This is a genomic window from Dyella monticola, assembly GCF_003363155.1.
GTDB lineage: Bacteria > Pseudomonadota > Gammaproteobacteria > Xanthomonadales > Rhodanobacteraceae > Dyella_B > Dyella_B monticola.
Genome location: NZ_QRBE01000003.1, coordinates 379,745 through 400,350, shown reverse-complemented (window position 1 = coordinate 400,350; position 20,606 = coordinate 379,745). Strand labels below are relative to the sequence as shown.

Here is a 20,606-nt window from a genome sequence, read left to right as displayed (position 1 = left end):
CCGTCCGCGCCATGCTCCGCAAGATAGAACGCGGAGGGCGCAGTGATGATCGTGCGCGGTTGCATAGCGACGATGATAGTTGCGCTGTCCGGCTGCGCGACGGCACCTTCTTACCACGCCCAGGCGAGCGACCCTTTCGCATGGGTGAACTACACGTGCAGTGATGGACAAACGGTCGAGGCGGCTTATCCCGACTCCCAGACGGCCGTGATCAGCATTCACCATGCAACACATACCTTGCACAGCGTGATTTCCGGAAGTGGCGCCCGCTATGCGGGCGACGGATGGCAATGGTGGACCAAGGGTATGCGTGAGGGCATGCTTGCACCGCTCGCCCCGGGCGAAACGATCGCCAGCGCGCCTGGCATAGACTGTCATGCGGGCTGACCTCACATCTTTCTAACGACCCGCGCACGGTAGTGACGTGAACATCACACTTTCGCCATCGAAGTGACGCATAGAAATAATCGTGACGTCATCACCGTGCGCGATGCTTTCACCATCGGATTGAGAGTATTACCCGATGGTTTCGCAGTATGTATTTCCCTCCAGCCGTGGTTTGTTTCGCATCGTCAAGCACGGACACCGTTGGCGCGCGCTGATCGAGGTCAGTGAAGTAAGCCGGCATGATTCGGCCGAGACGGCGCTGAATGCGTTGCGCGATACCTATCCTCAGGCGCGGCTACCACAGAAGTTGAGCGGCTGGCGCTATGTGGCGGAAGCTGCCGAGTTGCCGCATGCGCGACTTGCGCGCGCTACCAACGGCATTCGAGTTGTTGGCATCGATCCTTCGCAACCACGCACGCGCCGCTCGCGTCGCGGATCAAGCCGGCCAAGTCGTGACGTGACTGATCATGGATGATCGGTCACGTCCTTATTTCTACGTGCGCAATCCCATGCCCACCGGCGTCATTCCCCCATTTGCCGTCATTCCCGCGTAAGCGGGAATCCACCTTGCCCTCATGCAAAAGACGAAGATGGATTCCCGCATTCGCGGGAGTGACGGCAAGGGCGTGGGAATGACGACAGAGGGAAGAAAGCGCACCAACGCGTGAGCCATGCTCACTCCTTCGCGTTGATCACTTCCAAAAAATCGCGGCCATATCGCTTGAGCTTTGCCTCGCCGACACCGCTGATCGAGGCAAGTTCTTCTTCGTTCTCCGGTAGCGCCCGCAGCATCGCCAGCAGCGTCGCGTCGTGGAAGATCACGTACGCAGGCACACCATGTTGCTTGGCAAGACGCGCGCGCAATGCGCGCAGGGCTTCCCACATGGGTTGTTCGTACGCTTCTATCCCCAAGCTCGCGCCCGTGACGAGCTGACTGTCGCGGCGGCGCGATGCGCGACGCACCGGCCTGGTTTCCTCACGCATGCGTACCGAGCGTTTGCCGGTCAATACCTCGCGACTGGCCGCGGTGAGGCGCAACGTGCCGAACCCTTCCGCATCCGTCGTCAGTAAACCGGCAGCGAGCAGTTGGCGAAATACCGAACGCCATTGCTTTTCGTCCATGTCGGCGCCGATGCCGAAGGTGCTCAGCCGATCATGACCGAGCTGATTCATGCGTTCATTGTCCAGGCCGCGCAAGATGTCGATGACGTGTCCCGCCCCAAAACGCTGGCCACTGCGATACACCGCCGAAAGCGCCTTTTGCGCGGGAACGGTGGCGTCCCACGTCTTGGGCGGTTGCGTGCAGTTGTCGCAATGTCCGCACGGTCCGTGAAAGGTTTCACCGAAGGCGAAGAGCAGCAATTCGCGCCGGCATTGCGTGGCTTCGGCATAGCTGAGCAGCGAATCGAGCTTGGAGCGTTCCACGCGTTTGCGCTCGTCGCCTGATTCGGACTGAGCGATCATCTGGCTCATCGTCACCACGTCGGACAAGCCGTAAATCATCCACGCGTCCGCTGGCAGACCGTCGCGCCCGGCGCGTCCGGTTTCCTGGTAATAGCCTTCCATGCTGCGCGGCAAATCCAGATGCGCAACAAAACGCACATCCGGCTTGTCGATACCCATGCCGAACGCGACGGTCGCCACCATCACTACGCTGTCTTCGCGTAGAAAACGCTGCTGATTGGCCGTGCGTGTGGCCGCGTCGAGCCCGGCGTGATAGGGCAACGCTTCGATACCCGCTTCGGCGAGCCACGCGGCCGTTTCATCCACTTTGCGGCGGCTGAGGCAATAGATGATGCCCGCATCGCCGCGATGCCCGTCGAGAAACCCTAGCAGCTGGCTGCGGGGATTATGGCGTTGTGTGACGGTGTAATGGATGTTGGGACGATCGAAGCTGGAGACGAACTGGCGTGCATCCTGCAACACCAGGCGTTCCACGATTTCGTCGCGTGTACGGTGGTCCGCGGTGGCCGTGAGCGCGACGCGCGGCACGTGCGGATAACGTTGATGCAGAACCGTGAGTTCACGGTACTCGGGGCGGAAATCGTGCCCCCATTGCGAGACGCAATGGGCTTCGTCGATGGCGAACAAGGCGACTTCCGTACGATCGAGCTGCTCAAGAAAGCGCCCCGTGAGCAGGCGCTCAGGTGCCACGTACAGCAGATCCAGCTCGCCAGCCATTAACTTGCGCTCCACCTCTCGCTGTTCTTGCGCCGCAAGGCTGGAATTGAGATAGGCCGCCGCAACGCCCGCTTCGCGTAACGCATCGACTTGATCGTGCATCAACGCGATCAACGGCGAAACCACGATGCCAATGCCTTGGCGCAGAAGTGCGGGAATCTGGTAACACAACGATTTGCCTCCGCCCGTGGGCATCAGCACCAGCGCATCACCGCCTTCGGCAACGTGTTCGACGATGGCGAGCTGGTGCCCACGAAACTGGGCGTAACCGAAGATGCTTTGAAGGATATGCAGAGGTGTGGCGGACATGCTTGGTTTTTTCCCTCTCCCCTACGGAGAGAGGGTTGGCGTGGGGAGGCAATCGTGCGAACAAGCTTATTTCTTTCGCATCGAGCCTTCGAGTCATGCAGCGCGTCAGAAATGACCGTTGCGGTGAGTGCGGGCCATTCTCCCATTTAGTGGGAAAATTTACGGCAAGCCCCACAATTGCCTATCCACATCCGCATCCAACCCGAAACGCGACAGCGGCACGCGTCCATTCTTCACCTCCACACCTTCGGCGCGCAGCAATCGGCATTGTTCGCGAAAACCGCGACTGCCGGGCGGCATGGCGATGTGGCCGCTGGAACGCAGCACGCGAAACCATGGCAAGGTCATGCCATCAGGCACCTCGCCCAACAGGCGACCGACCAATCGCGCCCGCCCAGGCAAACCGGCCCGCGCGGCGATGGCGCCGTAGCTGGCGACACGCCCCGGCGGAATGGCCGCGATGGCCTCGAAGACCCGCAAATATTCCTCTTTCATGACAGCGCACTTTACGCGGATTTGATCCGCCCGTTCCCGACTCGTGGCAGAGTACCAGCCGTCGTCTCCAGGATCGGAAACATGCATCATTTCGAAGCCGTGCGTTCGCTGATCAGCAGCCTGCATACCTTGCGGCGTAACGATCCGTACGTGATCAGTTTCGATCTGACGGTGGCGCACGGGCGCCACCAAGGCATCTACCTGGCCGAGCTGGAAGACGAGAACGGGCGTCGCTACCTGCGCGTTTCCACGCCGATCGGACCGTTATCCGGCGCCGACCCCAAACGTTGCCTGCGCTTCAACTGGGAGCAGCGCGTGGGCTTTCTGGCGGTAACCGACCTTGATGGCTCGCCCTACCTGCACCTGTGCGAGAACCGGCCCTACGAACTGGTGAATGGGCAGGAGCTGATGCGGCTGATCATGGAGCTGGGCACGCTGGGCGATGAGCTCGAACAGTTGATCGTGGACAGCGGCGACAGCTTTTAGCGAGACCTAACCAAACTGCCGCGCCACGTACACAAACCCATATGCAATAAGCGCCGTCACCGGCAGCGTGAGAATCCACGCCCAGATCATGCGTTCCACCACCGACCAGCGGATGGCATTGAAACGCTTGGCCGCGCCGACACCCATGATCGATGAGGACACCACATGCGTGGTCGACACCGGCAAGCCAAATACCGACGCGCCCAGAATCACCAGCGCCGAGCTGCCTTCCGCCGCAAAGCCATTGATCGGATGCAGCTTCACCATCTTGTGACCCAGTGTCTTGATGATGCGCCAGCCGCCGCCGGCCGTACCGCCGGCCATGGTCAGCGCACACACCGCCGCCACCCAGTGCGGCACCGCAAAGCCCCCGGCTGCGGACTCATGAATGCGCAAGAACGACAGCCAGTTCGGCAGACCGTCGAACTGTCCCGCCGCGGTGGCACTGGCCAATGCGAGGGCGATGATGCCCATGCTCTTTTGCGCATCGTTCATGCCGTGTGCCAAACCCATGGCACTCGCCGAAAGGATCTGCGCCTTGCCAAAGAAGCTGTTCACGAACGGCGTGCGCCCGAGATACCGCAGAAAGCCCTTGCGCGAAGCAAACCAGGCCAGCAGCGCATACAGGGCACCCATCAGCAGGAAGCCCAGCGCGAAACCCATCAGGGGCGACACCACCATCGGCATCACCACTTTGGGCAGCACGCCCTTGCCTTCCCACCAGTGCATGCCGCCCTGCGCCCAGATCACCGCCGCGAAGCGACCGCCGGATTCGGCAATGGCCGCCCCGACCAGCGCACCCACCAGCGCGTGGCTGGAGCTGGACGGCAAACCCAGCCACCACGTGATCAGGTTCCACACAATGGCCGACAGCAGCGCGCAGATCAAAAGCTCCGGCCCCGCCTGCACCACACCGGTGTTGACGATACCTGCTGCAATGGTTGCAGCCACCGCCGTGCCCCACATCGCGCCAAGCAGGTTGGTGACCGCCGCCAGCAACACGGCCTGTCCTGGCGACAGCACCTTGGTGGCCACCACGGTGGCAATCGAGTTCGCGGTATCGTGAAAGCCGTTGATGTAGGTGAAGATAAGCGCGATCAGCACCACCACCGCGACGAGGCCAAGGCTCATGCGCGCACTCCCTTCAGCGCGCGCCACGCATGACATAAGACGTGCAAGGCGTACTCCTCAGGAGTTTTTCAACACGATGGAATAAACGATGTTGCCCACGTCACGGCACTTGTCGATGGCCTTTTCGAGCAGTTCGAAGAGATCTTTGGCCAACATCGCGCGCATGGCGTCGTTGCTTTCCAGGTACAGCGTGCGGTACGGCGCAAGCAGCATGCGGTCGCCTTCCGATTCCAGGCTCTGCAGGCGGTCCTGCAGTTTTTTCACCGGATCGATACGCAAGCCGCGACGCAGCTCGCCGATCATCTGCGCCACCACATCGGTGGAACGCGCAAGCACCAGCGTGCGCTGGCCGAAATCCATGCCCTGCAAGCGGCCGGCGACGATCTCGTAGCGCTCGGCGAATTTCTCCACGCTTTTGGGAATCTTGTACAAAGCCGTATTGAGCGCCTCGATGTCCTCGCGGTCCAGCGCGGTGACGAAGGAGTTCACCAGCCCTTCGCTGATCTGCGCCGCCAGCGCTTTTTCGCGCGAACGTGCGGCCGCGAAGGCGGCCATGATCGGGGCGTGGTCGGCCTGGGTGACCAGGTCATGCAGGGCCTTGGCGCTTTCGCGCGCGGCCTCCGCGCTCTGTTCGAGCAGACCGTAGAACTTGTCGCCTTTGCCGAAAATCGTCTGGAGTGAAAACATGCGGATGCAGTCTGAGGCGGCAGGAAGCCATGTATTTCGGGAATGTTACAGGACACCCCTGCCGCATCGCACCACTTGACCCGGGTTGCCCAGACGGGCTCGCCGACCCTCCAACGGTGCCTTACACTGGAGGCATGCCCGCACCCCATGCCCTGTCGCGATGCTGACTACACTCGCGCTCGTCGTCCTTCTCGCCCTCTGTAACGGTTTCTTCGCGCTGTCGGAAATGGCGCTCGTGGCCTCGCGCAAGAGCCGCCTCAAGCAGATGGCCCGCACCAGCCGCCGCGCGCGCATCGCCTTGCGCCATGCCGAGGCGCCGGAGCATTTCCTGTCCACCGTCCAGGTGGGCATCACCCTGGTGATGCTGATCACCGGTGCCGTGGCCGGTGACGCCATCGGTACCCATATCGCAGACTTGCTGCGCGGCAGTAACGTCGCGTGGCTGGTGCCGTATACGCGCGTGATCGGCATCGTGCTGGGATTCATGGTGATTTCCTTCATCCAGATCGTAATCGGCGAACTGGTGCCCAAACGCATGGCGCTGTCCGCCCCCGAGAAGGTGTCCACCATCATCGGCATGCCCATGCTGGTGCTCTCGCGCGCCACTGCGCCGTTCGTGTGGATGCTCAACCGATCCAGCAGTTTGCTGCTCAAATTGATGCGCGTGCAGGACCGCGGCCAAAGCGCGGCAACGGAAGACGAAATTCGCCTGCTGGTCGCCGAAAGCACCGAACAAGGCGTGCTCGACGCCGACGAACAGGCGATGGTCAACCGCGTACTGCGCCTGGGTGACCGCACCGTGGACAGCGTGATGACGCCACGCACGCGCATCGCCTGGTTGGACGTGAACGCGCCGCAGGAGGAAAACCTGGACGTGCTGCGGCAGACCTCCTACTCACGCTATCCGGTCTATCGCGGCGATGAAAGCGACATCGTTGGTGTGATGGAAGTGAAGAACCTGCTCGGCGGCATCGCTGTGGGTAAATTGGAACTGTTCCGCACGCTCGCCAAGCCACTCTACGTGCCTGCCACCGCGCGGGCGCTCGACTTGCTGGAAGAATTTCGCGACGCCGAAACGCCGATGGCGCTGGTGGTGGACGAGTACGGCGACATCGACGGCGTGGTCACGCTCAATGACCTGCTTGCCGCCGTGGTCGGTGCCAGCCAGCTTGGCCATGGCGGCGGCGAGGAACATTCACCGATCGTGCAACGCGAAGACGGTAGCTGGCTGATCGACGGCTCGCTTTCCACCGACGATCTGCGCGAGCTGCTGCACCTGGATCACCTTCCCGGCGAAGACGAGCACGATTTCCGCACGGTGGCCGGCATGGTGATGGCTGCGCTCGGGCATATTCCGCAGACCGGCGAAGTATTCGCGTGGCGCGGCATCCGCTTCGAAGTGGTGGATCTGGATGGCGCGCGTATCGATAAATTGCTGGTAACGCCGGCGCCGCAGATCGAGTTGGCGGACGATGAGCAGTGATGCTGCTTTAACCGCTTCAGCCCAAGCTTCTCGAACTTCGATGGTGGTCATACCGTCGCCCCGGCTTTCGCTGGGGCGACGAACAAGCGCTACTTCTTCTCGTTAGCCAACTGCGCCATCCGCTGGGCATCGGCCAAAATCCCATGCAGCATGCGCAACTCGCGCTCATCCATGTGCGCACGTAAAAACAATTTGCGCAGACGCAGCATGATCATTGTCGGCGAGCGACCTTTGTGGAAATCGATATCGTCCAAGGTCTGGGCAATATGCTCGAAGAAGCGTTCCATCTGCGCGGCGTCAGCGGGCGGCTCATCGTGCAGCGGCGGCGGTGCAGGCATCGTCTCTCCCAGCATCGCCACGCGCAGCTCGTAGGCCATCACCTGCACCGCCTGTGCAAGGTTGAGTGAACTGAAATCGTCCACGCTGGGGATGCGCACCATCGCGTGGCAGCGCGCCAATTCTTCATTTTCCAATCCGGTACGTTCGTTGCCGAACACCAGCGCGACCTGTCCACCGCGTTCGGCCGCGGCAAGTGCCTGGGCGGCTGCTTCACGCGGCGTCAGTTCTGGCAGATTCACTTCACGCCGGCGCGCCGACAGGCCAAAGGCCATGCTGGTACCCGCCAGCGCATCGATCAGGCCGGCGTGCACGCGGGCACCGTCCAGCACGTCGTCCGCACCGGCGGCCATGGCGGTCACCTCCCGATCCGGGTAACGGTGGGGCGAAACGAGGTCCATGCGGGTAAACCCCATGGTCCGTATGGCGCGGGCTGCACTGCCGATATTTCCCGGGTGGGAGGTGCGGACCAGGACAAAACGGAGGCGGCTGGAAAGATCGGAGGCGGCGGTCATGCGCGGACACTGGCATGTTTTGGGGCTGGCAAGGATAGTGCACCGTCGCACCTTGCAGGCAGGCCACCCTGCTCTCTGCTACCATTGCCGACCGCTAACCCGTTCTTTTGCCAAGCCAAAGCCATGACCAGACCCGCCGTCAACGTCGCGGTACGCGCCGCACGCTCCGCCGGTAACGTGATCTTGCGTTACATGAACCGCATCGACGGCCTCAATGTCGTTGAAAAGCAACGCATGGATTTCGCATCCGAGGTCGACCGGCTGGCCGAGGCTGAAATCGTCAAGGAACTGCGTCGCGCCTATCCCACCCATGCCATCCTCGCCGAGGAAAGCGGTAGCGTGGGCAAGGGCCCGCTGGTGTGGGTGATCGATCCGCTGGACGGCACACACAACTACCTGCGCGGCATTCCGCACTTCAGCGTGTCCATCGCCCTGCTCGACAAGGGTGAGCCGGTGTATGCGGTAGTGTTCGATCCGCTGCGCGACGAACTGTTCACCGCCAGCAAGGGCGACGGCGCCTATCTCAACGATCGCCGTATTCGTGTCGGCAAACGCGAAGGCCTGGCTGGCGCGATGATCGGCACCGGCTTCCCTTATCGCCAGCGCGCGCATCTGGAATCGCAACTGGCGATGACGCGCTCCCTGCTTGCACACGCGGAAGACATTCGTCGCTCGGGTTCGGCTGCACTCGATCTGGCCTATACCGCAGCAGGCCGTTACGACGGGTTCTTCGAAATCGGCCTCAAGCCCTGGGATATGGCAGCTGGCGTGCTGCTGGTACGCGAAGCGGGTGGCCAGTATTGCGACTTCGCCGGGCGCGATGGCATTCCTGAGAGCGGGAACATCATCGCGGGCAACCTTCATGTGGTGAAGGCGATGGTGGAAGCGATCGGCGCACAGGCAACACCATCGTTGCTAAAGGCATAAACCGCCACGACCACCGCATCTTGCGTCGGATTGGCCAATATTGAACGTCAAACCGTAAGGGTCGCGGATGTAGCAACGCGGCGCGCTCGCGTCTTCCTCCACCACGGTGCAGCCTCGCGCGAGCAAGGCGTGCTTGGCTGCTGGCACGTCCGGCACCAGCCATTCGAATACCGGGCCGTGGTTTTCGCCTTTTTCCACATACAGACGAAACGCCCCGGCCTCCAAGCCCACTAATTTCTCGCTTCGGTGCACAACCTCCAGGCCGAGCACGGACGTATAAAACGCAACGGCATCATCCCACGCATGCGTGCGGATGATGACATCGCGTGCGGCACGAAATGCATTCGGCATACATCCTCCCAGGTTCGGATTTTGTTCCGGCAGATGGCGCGCAGCTTCGATTCTGCGTCCGACATCGAACCTACTCGGGCAAATTGAGCTGCCACGACACGCCAAAGCGATCACTCACCCAGCCGAATTTTCGACTGAAGCCGTAGTTGTTGAGCGGCATCAGTACATGACCGTTGTTTGCAAGTTCGGAAAAAACACGCTCAAGTTCCATGTCGCTCTCCAGATCGACGAAAAGAGAGAGCGACGGCGTGAAAGTGAAACCGTGCTTGATCGCACTATCTGAACAATGAAACGAACGGCCGCATAAGGTGAAGCTGGCTTTCTTGATGGCTCCTTCAACGCCCATTTCCCCTGCACCCCATCGCTCAAGCGAAAGGATCTGCGCGTTATCGAACAGAGACAGGTAGAGGGTCATCGCCTCTTCGGCAGCGCCGTCGAACATCAGAAATGGAGTGATCGCTTTCGCCATGAGTCGAACTCCTCTGCTGATTTTCGCTAACGTCTCGTGCTGAAAGACGTTCAGTGGGGCGACTGGGCGGCTTCTTCGCGCAAGAATGCGCGCAGAAACGGTACGGTGACCCGTCGCTGCGCCGCGAGTGAAGCCTGATCCAGTCGTTCGAGCAAATCGAGCAGTGCGCCCAGATCGCGTGCGTAACGAGCAAACAGCCAATCGAGCACGCTATCGTCCAGTTCAATGCCGCGCACGCCAGCCTGCCGTTTGAGCACTTCGCGGCGCTCGCTATCATCAAGCGGCTTCAATGTGAACTGCGTGCAAGCACCAAGCCGCGAACGCAGGTCCGGGAGAACAAGCGCAAGCTGCGCGGGCGCGGCTTGCGCGGTGAAAATAAGTGCAGTGCCTTCGGCGCGTGCGCGATTGTACAGATCGAACAGCGCATGTTCGGCTTCGCGCTCGCCGGCCAGCACATCCAGATCGTCCAGTGCAATGAGTTGGCTGCCTGCAACACCGCGAATCGCCATGAAGTGATCGTGCAGATTGCGCAGCGGAAGATATTGCACCGTGCGGCCAGCTTCGTGCGCTGCGTGGCAGGCCGCCATCAGAAGATGGCTCTTGCCACTGCCCGCGGTACCGCTCAAATACAGCCACGGTGCGTCCGACTGGGTGGCGAGCGCCTGCACCGCTGCCACGGCAGCCGCATTGGCGCCGACGTGAAAATGCTCGAAACGCTGGCGACGCGGCCAGCGCAGACCAAGCGGAAGTTGCGTTGTCATGATGGATCGTCGTCTTTCATCACGGACACATCCACGTGACCGGTGCGATCTTCGCGTACCGATACATCGACTTCCGCAATCACGCTATCGGGCTCGCCCTCCTCGGTGTACAGATCGCTGAGCTTGTAGCGCTGCGCGAGATAACGCAGCAGCACCAGGATGACCGACGCCGCCGGCAACGCAAGCAGCACACCAAGGAAGCCGAACAAATAACCGCCCGCCAGCACTGAAAAAATCACCGCGACCGGATGCAGGCCGATTTTCTCTCCGACCAGCCGCGGTACCAGCACATAACCTTCCAGCAACTGGCCGATCACGAACACACCTACCACCATCAGCAAGTGCAGCCAATCACCATGCTGCACCAGCGAGGCAATGATGGCCGCCGCAAAACCGGTGATGAAACCCAGATAGGGCACGAAGCTCAGCAAACCGGCGACCATGCCGATGAGCGGCCCCACCGAAATACCAACCGCGGTCAACGCGCCGCCGTAATAAATGGCCAGTACCAGCATCACCAGCAGTTGCCCGCGCACGAATGCACCGAGCACCGCATCGGACTCGCGCGCCAGATGCGCCACGGTGGGTTCGATCGAACGCGGCAGCATGCGATCGATCCACGCCACGAGACGTTCCCAATCGCGCAACAGGTAGAACCACACCACCGGGATCAGCACCAGATTAGTGAGCCACGCCACCACGCTGATGCTCGAGCGCGAGATGGTTCCGATCACGCTGCCGATGGAACCCATGTGCTGCTTGACCTGGTCAACCATGCGATCGGTATCGAACGCCCTGGGATCAAGATGCAGCTTGGCCTGCAGCCAGGGCAGCGCGTGGTCGCGACTCCACTCCACGTAATGCGGGAAGTTTTCCACGAGGTTTTCGATCTGGCGGGCGATCAATGGCACCAGCAGCAGCAACGCGGCAGCGATGACCAGAATCAACACGACAAAGACAATGCTTACCGCAAGCGTGCGCCCCAGCCCGAACCGCTCCAGCCGATTGGCCAGGGGATCGCCCAGATAAGCCAGCATCGCGGCGAGCGCGAACGGCATCAGCACCGGCGCAAGCAGCCATATGAGCAACCCAATGGCTACGGTGATGGCCAGCAATTGCCAGCGGCGGGATGTCTCTTGGCTTATGGACACGGAAAGCTCGTCAACGTGGGGCGAACAGAAGGAAGTGTGGCCGATGTGACGGACCGATCAAAGTCTTGCGCTGTGCCATGCGCGCCACGCTCGTCCGGACCAGCGCAGTACGTAGTCCAGGCCGCTTGCCACGCACAAAGCCGCCACCACCCAGCCAAGCGTTGCCGAACGCAGCATCGGCCAGCGTACCAGCGCCAGCAAAACCGCCAGCAGATAAACGATCTGCGCCAGCGTGCACGCCTTCGACAACAGGCTCGGCCGAGGTTCGATCGGACCGATCAAGAGGCGCCAGCCCAACGCGCCGCAGGCGATGATCAGATCGCGCCCGCACACCACGGCGGCCAGCCAGAGCGAAATCTCCCCCAGCCACGCCAAAATCACAAAGCAGCAGACCAGCAGCAATTTGTCCGCGATGGCATCGAGCATGCCGCCAAGTCGGCTCTGCCAGCCATAGTGACGCGCCAGAAAGCCATCCAGCCCATCCGAAACACCCGCCACGGCCACCAACCCCAATGCGGACGGCCATGCCGCATGCCACAGCAACCAGCCGATCGGGGCCACCAGCACGACGCGCAGCACGGAAATAGCGTTCGGCAAATGCCTCAGCCGTGATGGCGACGCGGGCGGCACCGCGGCGACCGCTCAGTGCAGCCAGCGCAAGCTGGCATCCGCACCGTCGTGCGAGGTGCCTTCCATCAGCCGGCCACCCGCGGTGAGATTGGCCACCAGGTCACTTAAGGACATGCTCGCCTTGACGGTGAGCAGCACGCCGTCATCCTGCGCGCTGACGGTAGAAATGGTCTGTACGGACGGATCGGCCTGCAACGTTGCCAGCAGATTGGCGTAATCCATGGCCGAGTGCAGACCCGAGACCCACAGTTTGCCGTTCGACTGGGTGGTACTGATCACATTGAACGCTTGATCCAGGCGATCCGTCGCGGCCTTCCCGGCGTCGGCGAACATATCGTCCTGATTAGTGCCCTGCGCGTTCCAATGCTGCGACTGGCCACCGCTGATCAGCGTCCAGTCCGCGCCGTTCGCATGCATGCTGCCCACCAGTACGAGGCCGGTGTGATACAGCCGGCTGATGGCCGACATCGCCGCCGGATCGGCCTTGGCCAACTGGCCCAGATCGGGCAACTGGTTAGGGTCAGGAAAGCTGACCTGATAGCCATGCTTGCTCACGGCGCTACCGAGTGTGCCCAGGTCGTTCTTGTCCAGCAGCTTGCCGTCGCTGCCAGACACCACCAGGAGCAACGGCGGCCTCACGCCGGCCGCAGTGGCGCCCAATAGGGTTACCAGCCGCTGTACCGCCCCCTGATCGAAGCTGACCGTGACGGTGAAGGTGGGCGGGTTGCCGCCGTCACCCTGGTACTGGAACTGCTTGACGATGCCGGCAGCGTTTTGCAGCGCTTCGGCGTAGCCCGGCTTATCGACGAGGTCCTGACCGCCGGACACGCGCACCAGCACCTGCCCCAGCGCGGTCTGGAACGCCTGGTTGCGTTGTGCCGCACTGGTGTCGGACACCGGTACGACCACCGTATAGGGCGATGTCGTCTGGCCGCGCCCGGCAGGAGGCACGCCCAGGAAGAGACCAAACAGCACGGTGGCGATCAGCAGGCGTGACAGGCGCATGGGCAACGGGCCGTTTTAGGGATGGGGAACAGGTAAAAGTCTGCCCAATCCAGCCCTTAACGTCTATCATTGGACGTTTCCGCAGAGCAGGCTGGCCATGTCCGACGCCCTCACCTACCGCGCCGCTGGCGTGGATATCGATGCCGGCAATGCCGTGGTCGAACGCATCAAGCCGCTGGTCAAGCGCACTTTCCGTCCTGAAGTGATGGGTGGGCTGGGCGGTTTTGGCGGCTTGTTCAACCTCGGCACGCGCTACAAGGAACCGGTGCTGGTCTCAGGCACCGACGGCGTAGGCACCAAGCTCAAGCTGGCGCAACAGTTGAACCGTCACGACACCATTGGCATCGACCTGGTCGGCATGTGCGTGAACGACGTGCTGGTGCAGGGCGCGGAGCCGCTGTTCTTCCTCGATTATTTCGCCACCGGCAAGCTGGACGTGGATACCACGGTGGCGGTGGTGGGCGGCATCGCCAAGGGTTGCGAACTGGCCGGTTGCGCGCTGATCGGTGGCGAAACCGCCGAAATGCCCGACATGTACCCGCCGGGCGAATACGACTTGGCCGGCTTCACCGTTGGCGCGGTGGAGAAAGATGCGCTGCTGAGCGGTGACAGCATCGTGGCGGGCGACGTGATCCTGGCCGTGGCTTCTTCCGGCCCGCACTCCAACGGTTATTCGCTGATTCGCAAGATCGTCGAACGTGCCGGCAGTCCACTGGATCTGGATCTGGGCGGCGTGAAGCTGGTGGATGCACTGATGGCACCCACCACCATTTACGTGAAAGCGATGCTGGAGCTGCTCAAGGCAAATGCGAGTCCCTCGCAAAACTCCGCACACCCATCTTCAACAGTTCCTGTTCACGGCATGGCGCACATCACCGGCGGCGGCCTGAAGGAAAACATCATCCGCGTGGTACCCAATGGCCTGGGCTTGAATATCGATGCATCCGCCATCGTGCTTCCGCCGGTGTTCGACTGGCTGATGCGCGAAGGCAATGTGGCGCGTGAAGAAATGTGGCGCACATTCAATTGCGGGGTGGGCTTTACGGTGCTGTTGCCGCGTGATGCAGTAAGTGCTGCGTCGGCGTTACTGTCAAAGCACGGCTTGAAGAGCTGGGTGATCGGCGAAGTGGTGCCGGCGCAAGGCGACGAGCGCGTGCATATTGGTTGATATAGCGAACGACCTCGCCCTTGCTTTATCTGTCGTTCCCGACGAAAGCGGGAAGGACGGCAGCATGCATTTCTGCCCCTGACGACCTTTATGCCCGCACCTCTGCGCATCGCCATCCTCGCCTCCGGCCGTGGCAGCAACTTCGCCGCATTGCTGGCTGCGCGCGAGCGCGGCGAGTTGCCGGTGGATTTCGTATTGGTCGCCAGCGACAAAGCCGATGCGCCGGTGCTCCGGCTCGCGCAAAGTGCAGGCGTGCCGACGACCGTGCTTGATCCGCGCCAATACGCCGAACGTCGTGCTTACGATGTCGCGCTATTCGATCGCATCGGCGCAAGCAAACCGGACTTGCTGGTGCTTGCCGGCTTCATGCGCATCATCGACGGCGATGCACTGAAACCCTGGGCTGGGCGGATGATCAATATCCATCCTTCCCTGCTACCAAAATATCGCGGGCTGCATACGCATCGTCGCGCACTGAAGGCGGGCGATCTCGAACATGGCGCCAGCGTGCATTACGTCACGGCGGAACTCGATGGCGGCCCCGTCATTGCGCAGATCACCTTTCCAATCGAAGCAGACGACGACGAGAACACGTTGGCAGCACGCCTGCTGCCGATGGAACACCAACTTCTACCCGCCGTGGTTGAATTGATTGCCGCTGGCCGATTGGCGCTGAGCGAAGAAGGTATCCGCCTCGACGGACAAATACTTCGCAAACCTTTGCGGTGGCAAGACGGACAGCTTGCGCCTTAATGCCATCGCGCGTTCAGCCTGCGCGCGTACACTCCCGATCCATGCGCACACAAAACCTCACCCGCTCACTCCTCGCCGGCTTCGCGCTGGTCGTTTCCACTGTCGCGTTTGCTGCACAGCCGACGCCGTTCACGGCCGTCTATCAAGTTTCGCGGCAGGGCGAAGCGATGGGACAAGCGACGATCACATTGAAATCAGTCGGCAACGGCGAATACGAATACAGCAATCAGATCAAAGGCACGTCGGGACTGGCTGCCATGCTGGGCCTGAACTCCAATGACATCACGCGTTTTCGCTGGAACAACAACGCGCCGGAGACCGAAACCTACACCTCCAAAGTTTCCGCCTTCAAAACCAAGCAGCGCACCATGCAGGTGAACTGGAGCAGCAAAGAAGTGCGCGTGGATGAGGGCAAAGGCCCGACCACTTATGCTGCCGCACCTGGCATGGTCGATCGCAACACCCTGCCGTATGCGCTGGGTCTGGCGCTGCACGGCGGCAGCCAGAGTGTGACACTGCCGGTGGGTGTGAAGCAGCGCGTGGAGCAACAACAGTTCAAGGTGCAAGGTTCGGAAGCGGTAAAAGTGCCAGCGGGCAGCTTCCAAGCCGAACGTGTGACGCGCACCGATTCGGACAAGCATTTCGATGCGTGGTATGCCAAGCCCTATCCGCTGCCGGTGAAGATGGCGCAAAGCGAGGGCGGCGATATTGAACTGCAGCTTGTTCGTTTCAGCTCGCCGTAAATTGCATCACTAAGGCGGACGCACACGCTAATGCACCTCGCCCCGGCGAACGCCGGGGCGAGGTGCAAGTGTCACACCCTGCGAAGCGCCGACGTCACGTCGGCAGACGCCGGATCCTCGCCCCAAGCGTACTGAGCTTTTCTTCGATGTTCTCGTAACCGCGGTCGATGTGATACACGCGATCGACCGTGGTATCGCCCTGTGCCACGAGCCCTGCCAGCACCAGGCACGCCGATGCACGCAGATCGGTCGCCATGATCGGCGCACCGCTCATCTTGTCCACGCCGCGAATAATCGCAGTGTTGCCTTCCAGGCGAATATCCGCGCCCAGGCGCTGCAGCTCGTGCGCGTGCATGAAGCGGTTTTCGAACACGGTTTCGGTGATCACGCCCACCCCTTCGGCCACGCAGTTGAGCGCGGTGAACTGCGCCTGCATGTCAGTGGGAAACGCCGGGTACGGCGCCGTGGTGATATTCACCGATTTCGGGCGGCGGCCCTGCATGTCCAGCTCGATCCAATCCGGACCGGTGGCGATGTGCGCGCCGGCTTCTTCAAGCTTCACCAGCACGGCGTCCATCGTGTCTGAGCGTGCGTTGCGGGCGCGGATCTTGCCGCCCGTCATCGCCGCACCCACGAGGAACGTGCCGGTTTCGATGCGATCAGGCAGCACTTCGTAATGGCCACCATGCAGACGCTCCACCCCGTGGATCACCAGCGTGGACGTACCGGCACCTTCGATCTGCGCACCCAGCGTGTTGAGACAATTGGCCAGATCCACCACCTCAGGTTCCTGCGCGGCGTTCTCGATGATGCTGGTGCCATCGGCAAGTACGGCCGCCATCATCACGTTCTCAGTGCCGGTGACGGTGACCATGTCCATCACGATGCGCGCGCCTTTCAAGCGCTTGGCGCGGGCTTTGATGTAGCCGTTCTCGACCTCGATCTGCGCGCCGAGCGCCTGCAGGCCGCGAATATGCTGATCCACCGGGCGCGAACCGATCTGACAGCCGCCGGGCAGCGATACTTCCGCCTGCCCGAAGCGTGCCACCAGCGGCCCCAGCACCAGGATCGAGGCGCGCATGGTTTTCACCAGCTCATACGGCGCGAAATAGCGATCGGTGGAGCGCGGGTCCACCTGGATCTTCATGCGGTCGTCCAGCACGAGCTGCACGCCCATCTGGCCCAGCAACTCCATGGTGGTGGTGACGTCGTGCAGGTGCGGCACGTTGCTGATCGTGACCGGCTCATCGGCTAGCAGGCAGGAAGCGAGAATCGGCAGCACGGCGTTTTTCGCGCCGGAAATGCCCACTTCACCACGTAGCGGCTCGCCGCCGTTGATCAGGATTTTGGCCATCGGGGAATCCTTGAAGAAAGCGAAACCGGGAGCGGCCGCGGCAACGTCAACGGCGCGCAGCGGCTTCATCGGGCGTCAGAGTCTTGAGTGCGAGGGCGTGGATAGCGCCACCCATGAGATCACCCAGGGTGGCGTAAACGAGGCGGTGCCGTGCCAGCGGCAGCTTGCCGGCAAACTGCGTGGCTACTACTTCGGCCTCGAAATGCACCCCATCGTCACCCTGCACGCTGGCCTTTGCGCCGGGCAGGCCCGTTTCGATCATTGCCTGGATGCTGGCTGCGTCCATCGGTTTTCCAAATGCAAATGCTTACGATGCTGAACGCCGGCCACCAACCAGTACAGGGTGAGCCATGGGCGACAGGCATCAAGATAGAATGCGAATATGCCATGTTAATGGAAATCCGCTGTCGCAGAAACGACGCATGTGGTCGCTTGCTGTGGTTTGCCCTGGCCCGCCCCCCCCTGAGGACGCATGAACGCACCCATCGCCAAAGCCAAAGCCACCCGGGTGGATGCCGCCGCCATCGTGCGCAGCGCGCGCACGGTGATCGCCACGGAAGCCGCCGCCATCCGCGCGCTGGAGCCGCGCATCGACCGAGCCTTCGTCGACGCCTGCCGCCTGATCCTGGGCTGCAAGGGGCGCGTGGTGGTCACCGGCATGGGCAAATCCGGGCATGTGGGGCGCAAGATTGCCGCCACCCTGGCCTCCACCGGCACGCCGGCCTTTTTCGTGCATCCGGGTGAAGCCAGCCATGGTGACCTGGGCATGATCCTGCCGCAGGACGTGGTGCTGGCGCTGTCCAACTCGGGCGAGACGGACGAAATCCTCTTCATCCTGCCGGTAATCAAGCGCCAGGGCATTCCGCTGATTTCCATTACCGGCAACCCTGATTCCTCGCTGGCCGGCCAGTGCGACGTCCACCTGGACGCCGGCATCTCGGCCGAGGCCTGTCCGCTGGGCCTGGCCCCCACCGCCAGCACCACCGCGGCCCTGGTGATGGGCGATGCCCTGGCCATCGCGTTATTGGAGGCGCGCGGGTTTACCTCCGAGGACTTCGCGCGTTCCCACCCGGCGGGTAGCCTGGGGCGTCGACTGTTGCTGCACATCAGCGATGTGATGCACACCGGCCCGGGCGTCCCGATGGTACCGCCCGATGCCACGCTCACCGAAGCCCTGATGGAAATGACCCGCAAGCACCTGGGAATGACCGCCGTGGTCGACACCGATCAGCGCTTGCTGGGCGTGTTCACCGACGGTGACCTGCGTCGCGCACTCGATGACGATGGCGTGGACCTGCGCAACGCACGCGTACATGAATTGATGACGCGCGGTCCCAAGGTGATCGGTGCCGACAAACTCGCCATCGAAGCGGCGCAGTTGATGGAGAAGTATCAGATTCACGCCCTGCTGGTGGTCGACAACACACAACGCGTGGTCGGCGCCCTCAACATTCACGACTTGCTGCGCGCACGCGTGGTTTAAAAGGTTTGACTCGACCCATGGATTATCTTTCCAACCTGCCTGCGGACGTGCTCGCCCGCGCTGCCAGAATCCGTCTGGCCGCGTTCGACGTAGACGGCACGCTTACCGACGGACGCCTGTGGTACAGCGAAAGCGGGCATGAGACCAAGGTGTTCCACGTGCACGACGGGCTGGGTCTCAAGCGCCTGCAGGCCCATGGCGTGGAAGTGGCGATTGTCAGCGCACGCATCAGCCATCCGGTTGCCTTGCGCGCCGAAGAACTCAACATCGCGCACGTCTACCAGGGCCAATCCGACAAACGCGAATGCCTGCGCCAGATGCTGGAAGCGCTTGAGCTCACCCCCGAACAAGCCGCTTTCGTAGGCGATGATCTACCCGATCTGCCTGCCATGGGCCTCGCGGGCTTCGCGGTCGCCGTGGCTAACGCGCACCCGTGGGTGGCGCAGCGCGCACATTGGCAAACACAGCTTTCTGGCGGCATGGGCGCGGTGCGCGAAGTGTGCGATGTAATCCTGCATGCGCAGGGCAAGAGCGCCGTCGAGCAGGAGCAGTGGCGGTGAGTCTGCGCCAGACCCTGCGCGATAATCGCACGTACGTCGCGATCGCGCTGCTCGCCATCGCCGCCCCGGCAAGCTGGATGCTGCAGCGCTGGGTGTTGGGCGCGCCGCCGGTCAACGATTTCATCGGGCCGCCGATTTCCGACTACGTACTCTACAACTCCAAGGTGTGGAGCTACGACGTCAACGGCCTGCTCAGCTTCACTATGACTGCGCCGCGCATGGACCGTCGCGCGGGCGATGAGTCGCTGTATATCAACGCGCCCGTGTTTCAGATCACCGCGAAAAAACCTGGCGTACCCGACTGGTACGGCAATGCGCCGTTCGGCTGGGTGAACAAAAGCGGCACGGAAATGCGGCTGGACGGCACGGTGTACATGCATCGACCTGCCTACCCGCTAGGTCCCATGGCAACATTATGTACCTCCAATGTCACCGGCTGGCCGAAGGAGAACCGCATGGAAACGGCGGATCCGGCCACCATGACGCAAGGAGCAAGCGTAATGAACGGCGTCGGCATGCGTGCCAGCCTCAACGATAACCATCTGGAGTTGCTCCATGACGTCCACGGCTTCCTGTATTCGAGCCAGAACAATGCTACGGCTAAGCCTGTTGACTGCAGGACTGTTGCTGCTGCAGCCGGCACTGGCAAGGCAGGATGATCGCAATCAGCCCATTCACATCGTGCACGCCGACAGCATGGACGGCTACAACCAGCCCAACTCCGTCAGCACCTTCAAGGGCAATGTCCTGATCATTCAGGGCACCATGAAGTTGACGGGCGACGTCGCCAAGATCTGGACCGCCAAGGAAGACACCTCGGTCGATCACATCATCGTGACCGGCACACCGCAGAAGCGTCCGCATATCGAGCAGATCGACGACAACGGCAACCTCATGACGGGCGATGCCGATCAGCTGTATTACGACAACATCAACAGCATCGCGATCCTCACCGGCAACGCCTTCGTCCATCAGCAGAACAAGGGCGACGCTCACGGCAGCAAGCTCACCTACAACACGAACACGGGTTACATGGTCGGCGAGAGCGGCAATAGCGGGCAGGTCACCATGACCTTCCTGCCCAAGCAAAAACCGCTGCCGCCGCCCAAGCACGGCGCCCCGACCACGCCGCCCGCGCCCGCCAAGTCCACCAAGCCGGCCAGCCCCGCGGCAAACCCCGCGTCATCTTCCAGCAGCAGCACGCCAGCGCCTGCCAGCAGCGCGCCGACCAAGGGATAATC

25 protein-coding genes are annotated in these 20,606 nt (G+C 62.0%); 12 read left to right on the top strand and 13 right to left on the bottom strand.

Features of this window, described 5'->3' with window-relative positions; genetic code table 11:
* Positions 1 to 45: 45 nt before the first annotated feature.
* Positions 46 to 387 (top strand): MliC family protein, encoded by a 342-nt coding sequence (locus tag DWU98_RS08130; RefSeq protein WP_115495025.1) that lies wholly within the window; start codon positions 46 to 48, stop codon positions 385 to 387.
* 136 nt (positions 388 to 523) lie between these two features.
* A complete protein-coding gene (locus DWU98_RS08125) occupies positions 524 to 862 on the top strand; it encodes a hypothetical protein (protein ID WP_196239483.1) in 339 nt (112 codons plus the stop codon).
* A gap of 200 nt (positions 863 to 1,062) precedes the next feature.
* Here the strand turns inward: DWU98_RS08125 and recQ are convergent, their stop codons facing one another.
* The gene (gene recQ / locus DWU98_RS08120) at positions 1,063 to 2,877 is read right to left on the bottom strand and encodes a DNA helicase RecQ (RefSeq protein ID WP_115495024.1); all 1,815 of its coding nucleotides are present in this window, start codon (positions 2,875 to 2,877) and stop codon (positions 1,063 to 1,065) included.
* Positions 2,878 to 3,036: 159 nt separating this feature from the next.
* A complete protein-coding gene (locus DWU98_RS08115; RefSeq protein ID WP_115495023.1) occupies positions 3,037 to 3,372 on the bottom strand; it encodes an MGMT family protein in 336 nt (111 codons plus the stop codon).
* Positions 3,373 to 3,453: 81 nt separating this feature from the next.
* Between DWU98_RS08115 and DWU98_RS08110 the strand changes: the two genes are divergently transcribed.
* Positions 3,454 to 3,858, top strand: coding sequence for a hypothetical protein (locus DWU98_RS08110; protein ID WP_115495022.1), 405 nt, complete (start codon positions 3,454 to 3,456; stop codon positions 3,856 to 3,858).
* A gap of 6 nt (positions 3,859 to 3,864) precedes the next feature.
* Here the strand turns inward: DWU98_RS08110 and DWU98_RS08105 are convergent, their stop codons facing one another.
* On the bottom strand, positions 3,865 to 4,989 hold the full coding sequence (locus tag DWU98_RS08105) for an inorganic phosphate transporter (RefSeq protein ID WP_115495021.1): 1,125 nt from the start codon (positions 4,987 to 4,989) through the stop codon (positions 3,865 to 3,867).
* 57 nt (positions 4,990 to 5,046) lie between these two features.
* On the bottom strand, positions 5,047 to 5,676 hold the full coding sequence (locus DWU98_RS08100) for a DUF47 domain-containing protein (RefSeq protein WP_115495020.1): 630 nt from the start codon (positions 5,674 to 5,676) through the stop codon (positions 5,047 to 5,049).
* Positions 5,677 to 5,836: 160 nt separating this feature from the next.
* Between DWU98_RS08100 and DWU98_RS08095 the strand changes: the two genes are divergently transcribed.
* Positions 5,837 to 7,159 carry a hemolysin family protein gene (locus tag DWU98_RS08095; RefSeq protein WP_115495019.1) on the top strand — a complete coding sequence of 441 codons (1,323 nt, stop codon included), beginning with the start codon at positions 5,837 to 5,839 and terminating at the stop codon, positions 7,157 to 7,159.
* An 89-nt stretch (positions 7,160 to 7,248) separates the two neighbouring features.
* Here DWU98_RS08095 and DWU98_RS08090 read toward each other — a convergent pair whose 3' ends face one another.
* On the bottom strand, positions 7,249 to 8,010 hold the full coding sequence (locus DWU98_RS08090) for an RNA methyltransferase (RefSeq protein WP_115495018.1): 762 nt from the start codon (positions 8,008 to 8,010) through the stop codon (positions 7,249 to 7,251).
* Positions 8,011 to 8,133: 123 nt separating this feature from the next.
* Here DWU98_RS08090 and DWU98_RS08085 point away from each other — a divergent pair, with 123 nt between their 5' ends.
* Positions 8,134 to 8,937, top strand: coding sequence for an inositol monophosphatase family protein (locus DWU98_RS08085; protein WP_115495017.1), 804 nt, complete (start codon positions 8,134 to 8,136; stop codon positions 8,935 to 8,937).
* Here the strand turns inward: DWU98_RS08085 and DWU98_RS08080 are convergent.
* The 6 genes from DWU98_RS08080 to DWU98_RS08055 form a co-directional block, all read right to left on the bottom strand.
* Complete coding sequence (locus tag DWU98_RS08080; protein WP_115495016.1) at positions 8,926 to 9,288, bottom strand: VOC family protein; 363 nt, start codon at positions 9,286 to 9,288, stop codon at positions 8,926 to 8,928. The two genes, DWU98_RS08085 and DWU98_RS08080, sit on opposite strands and share 12 nt — an antisense overlap.
* Positions 9,289 to 9,358: 70 nt before the next feature.
* Positions 9,359 to 9,757, bottom strand: coding sequence for a VOC family protein (locus tag DWU98_RS08075; RefSeq protein ID WP_115495015.1), 399 nt, complete (start codon positions 9,755 to 9,757; stop codon positions 9,359 to 9,361).
* 50 nt (positions 9,758 to 9,807) lie between these two features.
* Complete coding sequence (hda, locus tag DWU98_RS08070; protein ID WP_115495014.1) at positions 9,808 to 10,518, bottom strand: DnaA regulatory inactivator Hda; 711 nt, start codon at positions 10,516 to 10,518, stop codon at positions 9,808 to 9,810.
* Positions 10,515 to 11,663 (bottom strand): AI-2E family transporter, encoded by a 1,149-nt coding sequence (locus tag DWU98_RS08065; RefSeq protein WP_425480221.1) that lies wholly within the window; start codon positions 11,661 to 11,663, stop codon positions 10,515 to 10,517. Before DWU98_RS08065 ends, hda begins: the two co-directional genes overlap by 4 nt.
* A gap of 63 nt (positions 11,664 to 11,726) precedes the next feature.
* The gene (locus tag DWU98_RS08060; RefSeq protein ID WP_230474748.1) at positions 11,727 to 12,266 is read right to left on the bottom strand and encodes a CDP-alcohol phosphatidyltransferase family protein; all 540 of its coding nucleotides are present in this window, start codon (positions 12,264 to 12,266) and stop codon (positions 11,727 to 11,729) included.
* A 45-nt stretch (positions 12,267 to 12,311) separates the two neighbouring features.
* Positions 12,312 to 13,304 carry a DUF2066 domain-containing protein gene (locus DWU98_RS08055; RefSeq protein WP_115495011.1) on the bottom strand — a complete coding sequence of 331 codons (993 nt, stop codon included), beginning with the start codon at positions 13,302 to 13,304 and terminating at the stop codon, positions 12,312 to 12,314.
* 97 nt (positions 13,305 to 13,401) lie between these two features.
* Between DWU98_RS08055 and purM the strand changes: the two genes are divergently transcribed.
* The 3 genes from purM (at position 13,402) to DWU98_RS08040 (ending at position 15,968) form a co-directional block, all read left to right on the top strand.
* A complete protein-coding gene (gene purM / locus DWU98_RS08050; protein ID WP_115495010.1) occupies positions 13,402 to 14,472 on the top strand; it encodes a phosphoribosylformylglycinamidine cyclo-ligase in 1,071 nt (356 codons plus the stop codon).
* A 90-nt stretch (positions 14,473 to 14,562) separates the two neighbouring features.
* Positions 14,563 to 15,225, top strand: coding sequence for a phosphoribosylglycinamide formyltransferase (gene purN / locus DWU98_RS08045; protein ID WP_115495009.1), 663 nt, complete (start codon positions 14,563 to 14,565; stop codon positions 15,223 to 15,225).
* A gap of 41 nt (positions 15,226 to 15,266) precedes the next feature.
* Complete coding sequence (locus DWU98_RS08040; protein ID WP_115495008.1) at positions 15,267 to 15,968, top strand: DUF3108 domain-containing protein; 702 nt, start codon at positions 15,267 to 15,269, stop codon at positions 15,966 to 15,968.
* A 94-nt stretch (positions 15,969 to 16,062) separates the two neighbouring features.
* Here DWU98_RS08040 and murA read toward each other — a convergent pair whose 3' ends face one another.
* Entirely contained in the window at positions 16,063 to 17,322 is a 1,260-nt protein-coding gene (gene murA, locus DWU98_RS08035) for a UDP-N-acetylglucosamine 1-carboxyvinyltransferase (protein ID WP_115495113.1), read from the bottom strand.
* Between the two features lie 46 nt (positions 17,323 to 17,368).
* A complete protein-coding gene (locus DWU98_RS08030) occupies positions 17,369 to 17,608 on the bottom strand; it encodes a BolA family protein (RefSeq protein ID WP_115495007.1) in 240 nt (79 codons plus the stop codon).
* 186 nt (positions 17,609 to 17,794) lie between these two features.
* Between DWU98_RS08030 and DWU98_RS08025 the strand changes: the two genes are divergently transcribed.
* From DWU98_RS08025 to lptA, 4 genes are read left to right on the top strand one after another with little or no spacing between them, the layout of a single operon-like run.
* Entirely contained in the window at positions 17,795 to 18,805 is a 1,011-nt protein-coding gene (locus DWU98_RS08025) for a KpsF/GutQ family sugar-phosphate isomerase (RefSeq protein WP_115495006.1), read from the top strand.
* A gap of 17 nt (positions 18,806 to 18,822) precedes the next feature.
* Positions 18,823 to 19,365 (top strand): KdsC family phosphatase, encoded by a 543-nt coding sequence (locus tag DWU98_RS08020; RefSeq protein ID WP_115495005.1) that lies wholly within the window; start codon positions 18,823 to 18,825, stop codon positions 19,363 to 19,365.
* Entirely contained in the window at positions 19,362 to 20,024 is a 663-nt protein-coding gene (lptC, locus tag DWU98_RS08015; protein ID WP_115495112.1) for an LPS export ABC transporter periplasmic protein LptC, read from the top strand. The genes DWU98_RS08020 and lptC overlap by 4 nt, the downstream gene beginning before the upstream one ends.
* Positions 19,975 to 20,604 carry a lipopolysaccharide transport periplasmic protein LptA gene (gene lptA, locus DWU98_RS08010; RefSeq protein WP_230474747.1) on the top strand — a complete coding sequence of 210 codons (630 nt, stop codon included), beginning with the start codon at positions 19,975 to 19,977 and terminating at the stop codon, positions 20,602 to 20,604. The genes lptC and lptA overlap by 50 nt, the downstream gene beginning before the upstream one ends.
* Positions 20,605 to 20,606: the final 2 nt, after the last annotated feature.

Excerpts from the sequence above, each read along its gene's own strand:
- DWU98_RS08130 (WP_115495025.1), top strand. The coding sequence starts at position 46 with ATGATCGTGCGCGGTTGCATAGCGACGATGATAGTTGCGCTGTCCGGC.
- DWU98_RS08125 (WP_196239483.1), top strand. The coding sequence starts at position 524 with ATGGTTTCGCAGTATGTATTTCCCTCCAGCCGTGGTTTGTTTCGCATC.
- recQ (WP_115495024.1), bottom strand. The coding sequence starts at position 2,877 with ATGTCCGCCACACCTCTGCATATCCTTCAAAGCATCTTCGGTTACGCC.
- DWU98_RS08115 (WP_115495023.1), bottom strand. The coding sequence starts at position 3,372 with ATGAAAGAGGAATATTTGCGGGTCTTCGAGGCCATCGCGGCCATTCCG.
- DWU98_RS08110 (WP_115495022.1), top strand. The coding sequence starts at position 3,454 with ATGCATCATTTCGAAGCCGTGCGTTCGCTGATCAGCAGCCTGCATACC.
- DWU98_RS08105 (WP_115495021.1), bottom strand. The coding sequence starts at position 4,989 with ATGAGCCTTGGCCTCGTCGCGGTGGTGGTGCTGATCGCGCTTATCTTC.
- DWU98_RS08100 (WP_115495020.1), bottom strand. The coding sequence starts at position 5,676 with ATGTTTTCACTCCAGACGATTTTCGGCAAAGGCGACAAGTTCTACGGT.
- DWU98_RS08095 (WP_115495019.1), top strand. The coding sequence starts at position 5,837 with ATGCTGACTACACTCGCGCTCGTCGTCCTTCTCGCCCTCTGTAACGGT.
- DWU98_RS08090 (WP_115495018.1), bottom strand. The coding sequence starts at position 8,010 with ATGACCGCCGCCTCCGATCTTTCCAGCCGCCTCCGTTTTGTCCTGGTC.
- DWU98_RS08085 (WP_115495017.1), top strand. The coding sequence starts at position 8,134 with ATGACCAGACCCGCCGTCAACGTCGCGGTACGCGCCGCACGCTCCGCC.
- DWU98_RS08080 (WP_115495016.1), bottom strand. The coding sequence starts at position 9,288 with ATGCCGAATGCATTTCGTGCCGCACGCGATGTCATCATCCGCACGCAT.
- DWU98_RS08075 (WP_115495015.1), bottom strand. The coding sequence starts at position 9,757 with ATGGCGAAAGCGATCACTCCATTTCTGATGTTCGACGGCGCTGCCGAA.
- hda (WP_115495014.1), bottom strand. The coding sequence starts at position 10,518 with ATGACAACGCAACTTCCGCTTGGTCTGCGCTGGCCGCGTCGCCAGCGT.
- DWU98_RS08055 (WP_115495011.1), bottom strand. The coding sequence starts at position 13,304 with ATGCGCCTGTCACGCCTGCTGATCGCCACCGTGCTGTTTGGTCTCTTC.
- purM (WP_115495010.1), top strand. The coding sequence starts at position 13,402 with ATGTCCGACGCCCTCACCTACCGCGCCGCTGGCGTGGATATCGATGCC.
- purN (WP_115495009.1), top strand. The coding sequence starts at position 14,563 with ATGCCCGCACCTCTGCGCATCGCCATCCTCGCCTCCGGCCGTGGCAGC.
- DWU98_RS08040 (WP_115495008.1), top strand. The coding sequence starts at position 15,267 with ATGCGCACACAAAACCTCACCCGCTCACTCCTCGCCGGCTTCGCGCTG.
- murA (WP_115495113.1), bottom strand. The coding sequence starts at position 17,322 with ATGGCCAAAATCCTGATCAACGGCGGCGAGCCGCTACGTGGTGAAGTG.
- DWU98_RS08030 (WP_115495007.1), bottom strand. The coding sequence starts at position 17,608 with ATGGACGCAGCCAGCATCCAGGCAATGATCGAAACGGGCCTGCCCGGC.
- DWU98_RS08025 (WP_115495006.1), top strand. The coding sequence starts at position 17,795 with ATGAACGCACCCATCGCCAAAGCCAAAGCCACCCGGGTGGATGCCGCC.
- DWU98_RS08020 (WP_115495005.1), top strand. The coding sequence starts at position 18,823 with ATGGATTATCTTTCCAACCTGCCTGCGGACGTGCTCGCCCGCGCTGCC.